General features: G+C 46.1%; 8 protein-coding genes. 5 read left to right on the top strand and 3 right to left on the bottom strand.

What is annotated here, in order from left to right:
* Positions 1–10 precede the first annotated feature (10 nt).
* Positions 11–2,782, top strand: a complete 2,772-nt coding sequence (locus tag IE165_RS08110) for a DNA gyrase/topoisomerase IV subunit A (RefSeq protein WP_189626105.1) — start codon at positions 11–13, stop codon at positions 2,780–2,782.
* Between the two features lie 60 nt (positions 2,783–2,842).
* Here the strand turns inward: IE165_RS08110 and msrA are convergent, their stop codons facing one another.
* Together msrA and IE165_RS08100 are read right to left on the bottom strand one after the other, a co-directional pair.
* Positions 2,843–3,358 (bottom strand): peptide-methionine (S)-S-oxide reductase MsrA, encoded by a 516-nt coding sequence (gene msrA, locus IE165_RS08105; protein ID WP_189626104.1) that lies wholly within the window; start codon positions 3,356–3,358, stop codon positions 2,843–2,845.
* Between the two features lie 130 nt (positions 3,359–3,488).
* Positions 3,489–4,502, bottom strand: a complete 1,014-nt coding sequence (locus IE165_RS08100; protein ID WP_189626103.1) for a glycosylasparaginase — start codon at positions 4,500–4,502, stop codon at positions 3,489–3,491.
* 242 nt (positions 4,503–4,744) lie between these two features.
* On the opposite strand from IE165_RS08100, the gene IE165_RS08095 reads away from it, so the two are divergent.
* From IE165_RS08095 to IE165_RS08080, 4 genes are all read left to right on the top strand, one after another.
* A complete protein-coding gene (locus IE165_RS08095; RefSeq protein ID WP_229826448.1) occupies positions 4,745–5,977 on the top strand; it encodes a C40 family peptidase in 1,233 nt (410 codons plus the stop codon).
* Positions 5,978–5,984: 7 nt separating this feature from the next.
* A complete protein-coding gene (locus tag IE165_RS08090; protein WP_229826447.1) occupies positions 5,985–7,049 on the top strand; it encodes a dipeptide epimerase in 1,065 nt (354 codons plus the stop codon).
* Between the two features lie 136 nt (positions 7,050–7,185).
* Positions 7,186–10,386 (top strand): SusC/RagA family TonB-linked outer membrane protein, encoded by a 3,201-nt coding sequence (locus IE165_RS08085; RefSeq protein ID WP_189626101.1) that lies wholly within the window; start codon positions 7,186–7,188, stop codon positions 10,384–10,386.
* A gap of 16 nt (positions 10,387–10,402) precedes the next feature.
* Positions 10,403–11,872 carry a RagB/SusD family nutrient uptake outer membrane protein gene (locus IE165_RS08080; protein ID WP_189626100.1) on the top strand — a complete coding sequence of 490 codons (1,470 nt, stop codon included), beginning with the start codon at positions 10,403–10,405 and terminating at the stop codon, positions 11,870–11,872.
* Positions 11,873–12,159: 287 nt separating this feature from the next.
* On the opposite strand, the gene IE165_RS08075 is transcribed toward IE165_RS08080, so the two are convergent.
* Positions 12,160–13,842, bottom strand: a complete 1,683-nt coding sequence (locus IE165_RS08075) for a sodium/sugar symporter (RefSeq protein WP_189626099.1) — start codon at positions 13,840–13,842, stop codon at positions 12,160–12,162.
* Between the last annotated feature and the right edge of the window lie 28 nt (positions 13,843–13,870).

Genomic DNA, 13,870 nt, shown 5'->3' with positions numbered 1-13,870 from the left:
TTTGTCGTAAATGAGCGAAGAAACAAACTTTTCAGAAGAAAACAGCGACCCAAATACAGCAGGTCAAGACCAAGAATTAAATAGTACGACCATACCATTATCCGGTCTATATGAAAATTGGTTCCTAGACTATGCATCATATGTCATCTTGGATCGCGCCGTGCCCCATATCAACGATGGATTTAAACCTGTTCAGCGCCGTATCCTCCATTCCTTAAAAGAGATGGACGATGGCCGATACAATAAGGCGGCTAACGTCATCGGGAATACGATGAAGTATCACCCACATGGGGATGCCTCGATAGGTGATGCAATGGTACAAATTGGGCAGAAAGATTTGCTTATCGATTGTCAAGGAAATTGGGGCGACCCGATAACGGGCGACTCCGCGGCAGCGCCGCGTTATATTGAGGGTCGGCTATCGAAATTCGCCAACGAAGTGGTGTTCAATCCAGACACTACCGAATGGCAACTTAGCTATGACGGACGAAACAAAGAGCCGGTGACCTTGCCCGTCAAGTTTCCGTTGCTCTTGGCGCAAGGTGCCGAAGGTATTGCCGTCGGCCTAGCCACCAAAATTATGCCGCACAACTTTATCGAGCTTATCGACGGCTCCATACAAGTATTGAAAGGCGAACGGCCGAATCTATTTCCCGACTTCCCTACGGGCGGACAAGCAGACGTATCCAACTATAATGAAGGACGTCGTGGCGGCAAAATACGTGTACGCGCAACCATCGAGGAACGCGATAAAAAAACCTTGGCCATCACGCAGATCCCTTTTGGAACAACCACAGGGGGATTGATCGAGAGCGTGGTCACGGCAAACGACAAAGGAAAGATCAAGATCAAAAAGATCGAGGATAATACGGCGGAAAATGTCGAGATTATTGTCCATTTGGCTCCGGGTATCTCGCCTGATGTCACCATCGACGCCCTATATGCCTTCACGGCCTGTGAAACTTCCATATCTCCCAACACTTGCGTAATCATTGATAACAAACCGCACTTCATGAGTGTGAACGACATCTTGATCGCCAATACGCAGCAAACGAGGGACCTGCTTAAACAGGAATTGGAAATAAAACTCCACGAGCTACAGGAAAAGATTTTCTTTAGCTCTTTATTGAAAATATTTATTCAAGAAGGCATGTACAAACATGCTGATTACGAAAATGCAGGCGATTTTCAAACAGTCGTTATGGTGTTAAACCGCCTATTTGAACCGTTCTTTACCCAATTTTATAGGGAGATTCAGCCAGATGATTACAAGCGACTGATTGACAAGCCGATGAGTAGCATCACACGCTTTGACGTGAGCAAAGCTGATGAGCAGATGAGAGCTTTGGAAGAAGACATCAAAGTCGTACGTAAAAACTTAAAGAATTTAACAGCCTACAGTATTGACTGGTTTGAGCATTTGCGCAGCAAATATAGTAAGGGGCGCGAACGAAAAACGGAAATTCGTGTTTTCGATAAGGTAGAAGCGACACAAGTAGCCTTGGCCAACGCCAAACTATACGTTAATCGTGAAGAGGGGTTCATCGGTACGGGCATGCGGAAAGATGAGTTCGTATCAGAATGTTCGGATATCGACGATATCATTGTATTCCGTGGAGACGGCAAATATTCCGTTACAAAAATACAGGATAAGGTGTTTGTTGGCAAAAACATTATCCATATTGCGGTGTTTAAAAAAGGCGATGAACGCACCACCTATAATGCGGTATATAGCGATGGCGCCACAGGTACAAGCTATATCAAGCGCTTCGCCGTGACAGGTGTAACGCGCGATAAAGAATACGATATCACCAAAGGCACCAAAGGATCTAAATTGCTTTACTTCACCGCTAACCCTAATGGAGAGGCAGAAGTCATTAACATTCAACTAAAGCCCCACTCCAAACTACGTAAGCTAACGTTCGACCAAGACTTTGCGGAGATCGCCATAAAAGGGCGTGGTTCACAAGGAAATATCGTGTCCAAGTATCCGGTAAAAAAGATCACCTTCAAACATGCAGGTGTATCCACCTTGGCGGGCCGCAAGATATGGTTTGATGATGTACTACGTCGCTTAAATGCTGACGAGCGCGGGCGTTTCCTTGGCGAGTTTGATGGGGATGATAAAATACTGTTGGTATATCCGGATGGTTCATACGAATTCTCCAGCTTCGATCTCAGCAACCATTTCGACACAAATCTGCTGCGCATGGAGAAATATATCCCCGAACACGTTTACACCGCCATCCATCAGGATGGAAAAACAGGAACTTTCTTTGTTAAGCGTTTTAAATTCGACGACCAACCAGTGCGCAAAAGACTCTCCTTTATCAATGATAGCCCGGGTTCCAAACTAATTGTGGTAACAAACGGTTCCTCGCCTATTGTCCAAGTGAACTTGCTCAAAGGAAAAAGCCAAACGCCTGAAAGCCTTGAACAACCGCTGAACGAAATCATTGATGTGAAGGGGATGAAGGCACAAGGCAACAGACTATCTTTCCACACGGTAAAAACGGTAAAACTGCTGACCGAAGAAATTGATCTATCGATCAAGGCTGAGCAGGAAGAAGCAGCTAAAGCGACAAGCGAAGGAGGAACCCATGCTGGCGAAGAGTCGGCAGCAGGCCTAGTCGATAACACAAAAAATAGCGAAACGACCGACACGGTTGTTCCTGCAGGAAATGGCCATGTAGGCTTGGAAATCACAAACCCCGATGGTATCAATTTGGATAAAGGAGAAGATTCTAAGTCGGACGACGATGGACAGACTTCCTTGTTTTAACAGAAACTAATTGATTGAAATAGGATAAAAAAAACACCTCTTTTGGAGGTGTTTTTTTGCTTAGCTCTTATATTCTTTCAAAAATTTCTGCAGCTTCGGCGCAATCACCGCAGCGCAAAAAGGGTTACCTGGATTTTGATTAAAGTAATCGTGGTGATAATCCTCGGCCTCCCAAAAGGTAACGGCGGGTTCTACGGCAGTCACGACAGGATCTTCAAAAGCACCTGATTCTTCCAAACCTTGGATAAACTTCACTGCCGCTTCCTTTTGTGCATCGTCGTGGTAAAATACCACCGAGCGGTACTGCGTACCCACGTCGTTGCCTTGCCTATTAAGCGTCGTAGGATTGTGCGTCTTGAAGAATATTTTCAAGAGCTCCTCAAAGCTCACCTTCTCCTCGTCAAAATCCAACTGCACAACCTCTACATGATCTGTATCGCCGTTGCATACCTCTTTATAGGTAGGATGATCATTCTTGCCCCCCATATAGCCGGGCAAAACCGTATTCACGCCATCTGTATTTTGGAAAATCACTTCCGTGCACCAAAAACATCCGCCTCCAAATGTTGCTTTCATATCTAAAATTAAAAAGGAAAAATTAAAAAGTGAAAAAACTAAAACATGACAATGTCAAGAAAAATTACACCCTGCATGATTCGCATGACATCATTCGCACTACCCAATACGCGCTACGCTATACGCAACGCTAAAAAATATGCTTCCCCTTAATCACTAAGTCCTGCTTCTGCGCATCACATACCGCATACGTAAAACCCGATTGCAGTGCGTAGGACCCATATTCACCTTTTTTGTTCAACGCCAAAAAACCTACCTGTATTTCTCTAGCGGTATCCGGTTTCTTCTTGACGATCCTAGCTACCGCCTCCTTACAAGCCGCCTCCGGCGAATAACCCTGTCGCATCAATTCCACGACCAAGAAACTACCCACTGTACGGATAACTTCCTCACCAACGCCCGTAGAAGTAGCCCCGCCAACTTCGTTATCAATATACAATCCTGCGCCGATAATCGGACTATCACCTACCCGACCGCGCATCTTAAAGGCCATCCCGCTGGTGGTACAAGCGCCCGACAGATTGCCCGCTGCATCCAAAGCCAACATACCAATGGTATCATGGTTATACTGGTTTCCCGGAAGACGCTCGGTATTGAACGACTTGTTTTCTATGTTCATGATCGGCTTATACTTCTTTTCCTTCAGCCATTCCTGCCAAGCTTTTTCGGACGACGGGATCAACAGGTTTTCCCGTTCAAAGCCGTTTTCCATGGCAAACTGCAGAGCACCCTCTCCCACTAGCATGACATGCGGTGTCTTCTCCATGACTAATCGCGCGACTGAAATAGGATGCGCGATGTGTTCCAAGGCAGCTACTGATCCGCAGTTACCAAGCTCATCCATAATACAGGCATCCAATGTCACATGTCCATCTCGATCGGGGTAGCCTCCCTTTCCTACTGTAGGGTTCGACAGGTCAGCTTCGGCAACCTTCACTCCTTGTTCCACCGCATCCAAAGAACGTCCATTATCTTTTAGCACTTCCCATGCAGCCTTATTCGCCGCAACACCAAAATCCCAAGTAGATATAACAATGGGCTTTACTCCTTTTCGCGAACCTGGCACTGCAATAGCTTGACTGACAGCTGTCGCCGCCGCCGCTCCAACTAAGGTTTTCTTTATAAATTGACGTCTTGAATTCATCCGATGAAATATATTGCTTAATGCCTGCAATTATACAAAAAAATAAACCATGCGAGATACCTTGCGGACTAAATCGATAAATCTTGGTTATTCAAAAGCAAGATCTAACGCACCTTGTGTAAATAAAACGATTACTGATAGGTATACTTGCAGATTAATACAACAATAAGATAAAAACAAATAAAAAAACGCATCATAGAATGGGTACTTTCCTTCCTAAATGGTATATTCGCTTAATGACTATGAAAAATACGGCAAATATCAGCTTCTTATGCATCTCTTTCTTCCTGCTATCAACGTTCACGGCAATACGGGCGCAAACCAGTGGTGACAGGCATAAACAAATAGCTGAAAAACTTTCTGAATTCGCTTCTAGCATAGGACTTGACAAGCGAACCTCTATCTTAGAGTTGCGTAAAATTGATTCCATCAGGCCCTCTTACCGCATACTAATCAGTGATTCCACACTTCGATTACCGCTGCAACGGCAGCTGGACATGGATGCGAATCACATAACCATTGTACCGCTACCAGATAGTACGGTTGAGGGCAAGCAAAGGGGGCTTATCAACCTTTCGGTCGCCAACTTACGTACCCAGCCCTCGCATGCGGCAGAAATGGCTACGCAAGTACTATTAGGTACCGCCGTGGATATTTTGCAAAAGCAAGGGGGGGATTTCCGAGTCCGCACGCCGGAAGGTTATATCGCTTGGGTGCCGACCTCATCGGTAAGTCCAAAAACAGAAAATGAACTTCGTAACTGGATTGACGGCCATCGGATTATCTACACGAATGAATTTGGAAAATCATTATCTGCCCCCGATCGAAAAAGCCTGCGCGTATCCGACTTGGTTTATGGGAACATATTAGCCTTATTAGGAGAAGACAAGCAATTTTACCATGTTGCCTACCCTGACGGCCGCCAAGCTTTCGTGCCTAAAGATGAAGCCGTTCGATTTGACGAATGGCTAAAAAGCCGGTCTCCGTCAGCCGAAAACGTGCTAAATAGTGCAAAGTCGATGCTGGGCCTCCCTTACCTTTGGGGTGGAACATCGGTGAAAGGTGTTGACTGTAGCGGATTTACCAAGACGTCGTACTTCATGAACGGGCTGGTCATTCCTCGAGACGCATCGCAACAGGTACTACATGGACAGCCGGTGGACATACTTGATAGTGTAGGCAACTTCGATGCAGAAAAGGCACTCAAAAATCTAAAACCGGCTGATTTGCTTTTTTTTGCTGGTGGTAAAAACAGGAGTAGCCATGCCCGTGTCACCCATGTCGCCCTTTATTTAGGGAACGGCCAATTTATCCATGCTGCCGGTACCGTACGCATAAATAGTATGCTTAAGCAGGCTGCTGATTACGACGATTTTCAAGCACGAACGGTCGTGGCCGCGCGACGATACCTACAAACAACAGATACCGGAATTCAAAAGATCGATATGAGCAGGTATTACAATAATGTTAAATAGATCGCATATGGACAAAGCAGTTTGGCAAAGTAAAAGAATGGGTAAATTCACCCTGCGTTTCATTCCTTACACGCTAGAAATGAAACATGTTTTTACCGTAGCTTCGTTTAGCCGCACGACAACCCCTGTAGTTATTACCGAGTTAATTTATGACGGCGTGACCGGCTACGGTGAGGCGAGTATGCCTCCCTATTTAGGAGAATCACAGGAAAGCGTTCTGCATTTTTTAAACCAGATAGATCTCTCCGGTTTTTCCACCCCTTGGGAGACCGAAGAAATTTTGCACTACATAGACCAGTTGATGCCGAAAAATACGGCAGCCAAAGCTGCTGTGGACATTGCATTGCATGATCTTATCGGAAAGTTGCTCGCCCAGCCATTCTACAAGATTTGGGGGCTAAACCCCTCCTTGATCCCGCCCACCTCCTTCACCATTGGTATAGACACGGCGGAAGTCATTCGGCAAAAAGTGGCGGAAGCCGAGCAGTATAAAGTCCTGAAAGTGAAACTCGGGCTCGAAACGGACAAAATGATCATCGAAACCATTCGATCCGTAAGTGATGTGCCGCTTTGTGCAGATGTAAATCAAGGCTGGAAAAATAAAGAAGAAGCATTGGAAATGAGCCATTGGCTTAGCGAAAGGAATGTATTGTTTTTGGAGCAACCGATGCCCAAAGAGCAAATCGACGATATGGCTTGGCTCACCGAACGATCACCAATCCCAACAATAGCCGACGAAGGTTGCCAACGCTACAGCGATGTCCGTGGTTTACTGGGTGTTTACACAGGCATAAACATTAAGTTAATGAAATGTACAGGCATGCGCGAAGCCAAGAAAATGGCCGAGCTAGCTCGCGCACTGGATATGAAAGTCATGCTGGGCTGTATGACCGAGACGTCCTGTGCAATATCGGCAGCAGCGCAGCTGGCTCCTTTAGTGGATTGGGCTGATTTGGACGGTGCACTACTGATAGCCAACGACATCTTTGACGGCATGCAGGTAAGGGACGGCCGGTGCCATTTACCCGATAGACCGGGAATAGGAGCAAAACGCTTACCAAAAAATACCTAAAAATTTGTACCACGTTGCTGGTATCCTGCTTAACTAACTAATCAGCAAGCAAGGCGGGAGGGTTCTTTCACCTTGCCTACACATTCGTGTAGCACATTTTGCCAGTAATTGTTCTAGACAAAAGCTAATTACTATTATGAATACAAAACTACTAACCTCACTCTGTATCATGGCTTGCAGTGCCACACAGATCGCTTATGCGCAACAAACTGCTTTGGCAGGAAAAGTTACCGATGCCACGGGTCTGCCAGTCTCTGGCGTGACCATCCATGTAAAAGGTAGTCAAAACGGAACCTCCACCAATGAAAGTGGACTTTTCACCCTTCCCGCACCATCAAACGGCATATTGGTCATTTCCGCTGTGGGCTACGCCACACAAGAAATTCCCATCGACGGAAAACGGACCGTGCAGATAACGCTCAGCCCTGATGATACCGCCTTGGACGAAGTGATGGTTGTGGCTTACGGGACGGCAAAAAAAAGTACGTATACGGGATCTGCTGCAACAGTCACGCCTAAAGAAATAGAGAACCAACCTATAACCTCTTTTGAGAGCGCGTTGAATGGACGTGTTGCCGGGTTACAGGTTTCCACGGCTTCGGGACAAGCGGGCGCCACATCCAACATTCGCATCCGCGGGATTGGCTCGATGAACGCCTCCAATGAACCGCTCTATGTTATTGATGGCGTACCTGTTATATCGGGAAATGTAGGTCAAATGAGTGGACAGTTGTATGCTACTTCAAATGTCATGAGTACATTGAATCCTGCAGATATCGCATCCATTACCGTCTTGAAGGATGCTGCAGCATCTTCGCTATACGGCTCGCGAGCGGCTAACGGTGTGATTGTGATCACGACTAAACGGGGGAAAACAGGAAAGCCAGTGGTTAGTGTACGATCCTCATTAGGTATAACACCATCTTGGGCAACGGACAATTACGAGGTAGCGGATCCCCAGGCGCAAATTAACATGGAATATCAAATCTTTCACGACTACCGCACATCCAACAGGAATAATGCGACCGGTGTGAATTATACAGATCAGGAAGCTAGCACCTATGCATTGAATCAAATAAACAATAGATTTAATAAACACGGCTACCGATTTGAAGTCGATGATGCCAATCGAATGTCCAATGTTCGTATATTAGGTATGGAAGATGGTATCGAAAACCGGGCCGGACGTTACTTTGATTGGGAGGATTACCTGTTCAGAACGGGCGTTTTCCAAACAAATGACTTATCGCTGAGTGGGGGTACAGAAAATACGAAGTACTATTCGTCACTCTCTTACACCACAGATAAAGGACGGGCAATCATCAATGAATACGAACGCATAGCCGGACGTGTCAACCTCCATCAACGCCTTTCGAAACGTGTCGAATACAATGTCAATTTAAATGTGGCCAATACGGATAAAACAGGTTTTAATGACACCCGTAGCACAGGATCGAATCCCTTTTTTCAGTCTCGAAACCTACTCTTTCCGTTTTATTGGCCAACAGACTATAAAACGGGAGATCCTTGGACGGCCCAATTCGGCAGTCTAGCGTTTAACTCCGATTATTACAATAACCACTGGGACAATAATACGCGAACGTTAAAGCTGGGAGCTGTTCAATCCCTTTCTTGGGAAATCATCCCGGGATTCACCGCGAAAACAATCTTCTCCTTTGACAACACCGCTGTGACTGATGATTTATATTATGCTGCACTGCACTTTAACGGTGCCACAGATCGAGGTTCAGCCAGTAAATGGAATACCAACATTCGCAAATATGTATCCTCCAATACGCTGACCTATACAAAAACGGTCGATTCACATCATATCAGTTTGCTAGCTGGATATGAAGCTGAAAAAAACAGCACGGATTACCAATTCAGCAATGGTGTAAATCTGGGATCAAGCACAAGCAGTTCCATTGGCACAGGTGCAAACTTCCGGGCTGACAGTGATATGTGGGGCAACAACCTGATGTCTTCACTCGGGCGAATAGACTATAATTACGACGAACGTTATTTTGCAGGCGCATCCATCCGTCGGGACGGTTCATCGCGCTTTCATCCCGATAGCCGTTGGGGCACCTTTTGGTCGGTTTCAGGCGCATGGAGCCTTCACAAAGAGGCTTTTTTAACCGAGAGTACACTTGTTAGCACATTGCGTCTAAGAGCCTCCTACGGTGTGAACGGCACCTTACCAAATGCCAATTTTGCTTGGCGAACATTGATGTACTATAAGTACAATTACAAAGGGAGCCCTGGTGGCTTAGTGAGCGATGGTTCATTGGTGAATATTGACAAAGGACTCGGAAACACGTTGCTTACTTGGGAGAAAAGTAACACCTATGATTTGGCCCTGGAGTTTGGCTTTTTTCAAAATCGGCTAACTGGATCTGTGGAATACTTCAACCGCGACTCAAAAGATCTTTTACAAGATGTACCAACCTCTGGTACGACAGGATTCGCGCGGGCCCTACAAAATGTTGGTGTGATCAGCAACAGTGGCATAGAACTGGACCTTGGCGGCGACCTCGTACGCAAGGAAAATCTCTCTTGGTCGTTGCGTGTGAACGCAGCCTTTCTCTCCTCGCGCGTGAAATCGCTTGATGCTGGAAACGACATTTTGTGGAACGACCCTACCGGAGGCGATGGCCGTGCTCAATTTATTTACCGAGAGGGTGAATCCGTCCTTGCGTTTTACGGTTATGAATGGGCGGGTGTCAATCCCGAAAATGGCAGGAATGTTTGGTACACCAACAACGAAACAATTGATTTTGATTTCAACGGGCGCGCAGCGACTTACAGCTATTCAAAAGCCAGTCAAATCATCATCGGAAGTGCTGTACCTCGTGTTTACGGAGGAATCAATAGCGATTTTAGCTACAAAAGTATTAGCCTAGGCTTAAATTTTGCATATAAAATAGGTGGCAAGCTTTATGACGGAGCGGAGAAGGACGTGAACGACGATGGTTATTATTGGGAACGGATACGCTCACAACAGTACTACGACAATATGTGGTCCCCAAACAATCCCACGGGCAGCCAACCTAAAATCGATGGAAACGATTTGACGGACGCCATACAATTTAGTAGCAGGCACATCTACGACGCTTCGTTTCTGCGGTTAAAAAACATCAATGTGGCATACACCTTACCCTCCACCCTCACCCAGCGTGCCAAAATCAGCAACGCTCGGTTGTTCTTTAATGGCACCAATCTCTTAACCACCGCTGCTTACAAAATGGCCGACCCCGAAGTTGGGCAATTTGGAACCCGTGGTTGGGAAACGCCGCTCGGCAAAACCTACACCTTTGGTATCGAACTAAACTTCTAACGCAATGAACTTAAAAATGAAAGCATATATAAAAACCCTAAGCTGTGCCCTTGTAGTCTTGTTATGCAGCAGTGCTTGCAAAGACTTCTTGGATGTACCTCCAGCAAATGCCAGTGACGCAGACAAAGCTATACAGACCGCAAACGACGCACAGATTGTTATCAACGGTATTCAACGCCAAATGACTAATTCGGCTTATTATGGACGTAACTTTATCATTTATGGCGAAGCAAAAGGTGGCGATGTAACGCTTTTTTCGCAAGGCCGTGGTTTGGATGCGCTGTACACCTTCAACCACAATCCACAAGCAAATAGTTTCGCCTCTTTTTGGACAACGATCTATAACGTCATCTACCAAACCAACAACCTTTTGGAAAATATAGCTCGTCTAGAAGCCGACGGGTCGACGGAAAATTTTGCCACAGCAAAAGGGGAAGCTTACACCCTCCGTGCCTTGGCCTACTTTGACTTGGTACGTATCTACGGAAAACCTTTTGCTACCGACAGGACGGCATTCGGGGTGCCGATGGTGATCAAAACGTTAAATTATGATGAAAAGCCCCTACGTGCGACCGTAGAAGAAAACTACCAACAGATTGTCGCCGATCTGATTGCGGGTGAAACTGGCCTTCCTAAAACCAAGCGCGATGGATACCTTAATTTCTATGCAAACAAAGCTTTACAGGCACGTGTGTACCTGACGATGGGAAATTACACGGAAGCGCTCGCAGCAGCGGAAGAAGTTATCGAAAGTGGATTATACAATCTGTACAGCAACACCCAATGGGTAAATGCATGGCAAAGCCAGTTTGGGTCTGAATCCATCTACGAGCTTGTTATCGAGCAAAACCAAGCGGATCTCGCACGCGCCTCCTTGGGCTTCTATTTTATGCGGCGAGGGCATCAAACCGGCGCTTTAGGTAATTTCTTGGCAAGCACGGGCTTCTTAACGGCATTGGCACAGGATCCCGAAGATGTCCGTTGGGGCGTCATGGCGCGCGATGAGTCCTCCGCCAACCGTTTGGGTTCCTGCTACAAATACCTCGGATCAACAACCTTTGCCGGCGACAAGGGTTCAGCGAATTACACGGCCGTAAACATCAAGGTCATACGCCTCTCTGAACTATACCTCATTGCGGCCGAAGCAGCCCTGAAGCTCCCTGCTCCTGACCGAGCAAAAGCCGCAGCCTACACGCAGGAGATACATAAACGATCGCCCAATCTGCCTGCTATCGATGTTAACAGCGTTAGCGAAGCACTGATCTTAGCCGAAAAAAGTAAAGAATTTTACCAAGAAGGCCTGCGCTATTTTGATATGCTAAGACTGCAGAAGACCATCAGCTTTGATGATGCGTTCGCGGGAATCAGCGTGCCCACCCGCGAGACTTCCATAAATAGCAGTTTTTATAAATTGATCCTACCGATCTCGCAGGACGAAATCAATGCGAACCCCGGTATAGCTGCACAACAGAATCCGGGATATTAAAATCTACTCGTGAAGAAATAAGGAAGGAGAAATCTAAAGCGACGGAGCCTGAGCTACAAACAATTGCCGGAAACGTCGTCTAGATTTCTTCCTTTTTCATACCAGTACACGGAAGGATGTTCAGCAAAGGAACCTTCCCATATCCAATACTTCTGTACCTTTAGCGAGATACTGAGCAAATCCAGCGACGGATATGTTTAATGTTTATAAAATAGGCTAATATACAACAAAGGAGTTTGCCCAGCAGGTCAAACTCCTTTGTTGTATATTCTTTTTCTGACTCTTTATTACCAATAGATTGCATACAGAACGGCTGTAGCAATCGCTACCCCAAGGGCGCCGGCAACAAATCCAGGGTGTGCTTTGAACATTTTGGTATCGACTTCCAAACCATTGGGCACTACACCGCGAGACGTTTCGATAACACTGATCAGGTACATGCCGACAATACAGATGATGAAGACAAAGCCCATCCGATCCAAAAAAGGAATCTCGTATAGACCACTCACAGGGCTTAACACCGAAAACCCAGTGCTGCTCAGGAATGATAAATCGACGACCGTGGGCAAGAATTTAAAGCAAACGGACAGTAAAAATCCGCCAATTGTGGCAAAAAGTGCCGCATTCGGCGTCGCCTTCTTCCAGAAAAAGCCTAAGATAAACATCGCAAAGATACCCGGAGAAACAAAACCGGTATATTCTTGGATATACTGAAAACCACCTTTTTTATCTATACCCAAGTGCGGCGCAATCAAGACTGCCAAAATCATTGATATGATAATCGTAATCTTACCCGTATTCACCAATTGACGTTCGCTTGCTGTTCTATTGAACACCTTTTGATAGATATCAAGGGAAAAGATCGTAGCTATACTGTTTGCTTTACCCGCTAAAGAGGCCACAACTGCTGCCGTAAGTGCCGCAAAAGATAAGCCCTTCAGACCGGCAGGCAACAGGTTCAACAATACCGGATATGCCCTATCAGGGTTTACTTCACCACCTTGCAACATTTCGGTTTGAAATAACCCGTCTTTCCAAAGCACATAAGCAGCGATCCCTGGCAACACCACAATGATCGGCATCAAAAGCTTCAGGAAAGCGGCAAACAGCAGTCCATTCCGAGCCGTCTTTAAATCCGCGCCCAGTGCACGTTGCGTGATATATTGGTTACAGCCCCAGTAGTTCAGGTTTACGATCCACATACCTCCGATCAAGACCGACAGGCCAGGTAAATCCAGATAATTTTCGTTATCTGTTTTAAGGATCATGTGAAAATGCTCCGAAGCCTTGTTGACCATAATACCGTAGCCATTGATCACACCTTCACCGCCATAGTGCTGAGAAACCAAATCCAGTGCCAAGTAGGTGGTAGCAAGCCCACCCAATATGAGAAAGAATACTTGGATAACATCGGTGTACCCGATCACCTTCATGCCCCCCAGGGTGATGATCACTGCGAATACCGCAATGGCATACATACAAAGCTCTATACTAAACCCGGAAATACTACTTACCGCCAACGCGCCGAGGTAAAGGATGGATGTCAAGTTAACGACCACATAAAGCATCAACCAAAAGACAGCCATGATCATCGCCACCGTCCCATTGTACCGCTTGTTCAGAAATTGCGGCATCGTGAAGATCTTATTCTTCAGGTAAACCGGTATAAAAAATACGGCAACAATGATTAACGTAATGGCAGCCATCCACTCGTAAGTGGCAATCGCGAGGCCCATCTTAAAGCCAGAACCACTCATTCCGATAAACTGTTCGGCAGAAATATTGGAAGCGATCAAGGATGCGCCAATGGCCCACCAAGTCAACGAACCTTCGGCCAAAAAGTAATCTTTTGAATCACCACCTATAACGCGGGACCGCTTTTTATTGTACACCCAAATGCCATATGCAGCAACGATAACAAAGTAAACGAGAAACACCAAATAATCTTTGGTCGATAGTATATTATTCATACGGTTTATTTGATCAATGCAGCTAAGG

Source organism: Sphingobacterium griseoflavum (assembly GCF_014653155.1).
Taxonomy (GTDB): Bacteria; Bacteroidota; Bacteroidia; order Sphingobacteriales; family Sphingobacteriaceae; genus Sphingobacterium; species Sphingobacterium griseoflavum.
The sequence above is the reverse complement of the archived record's forward strand: the minus strand, read 5'-3'. Positions and strand labels throughout refer to the sequence as shown.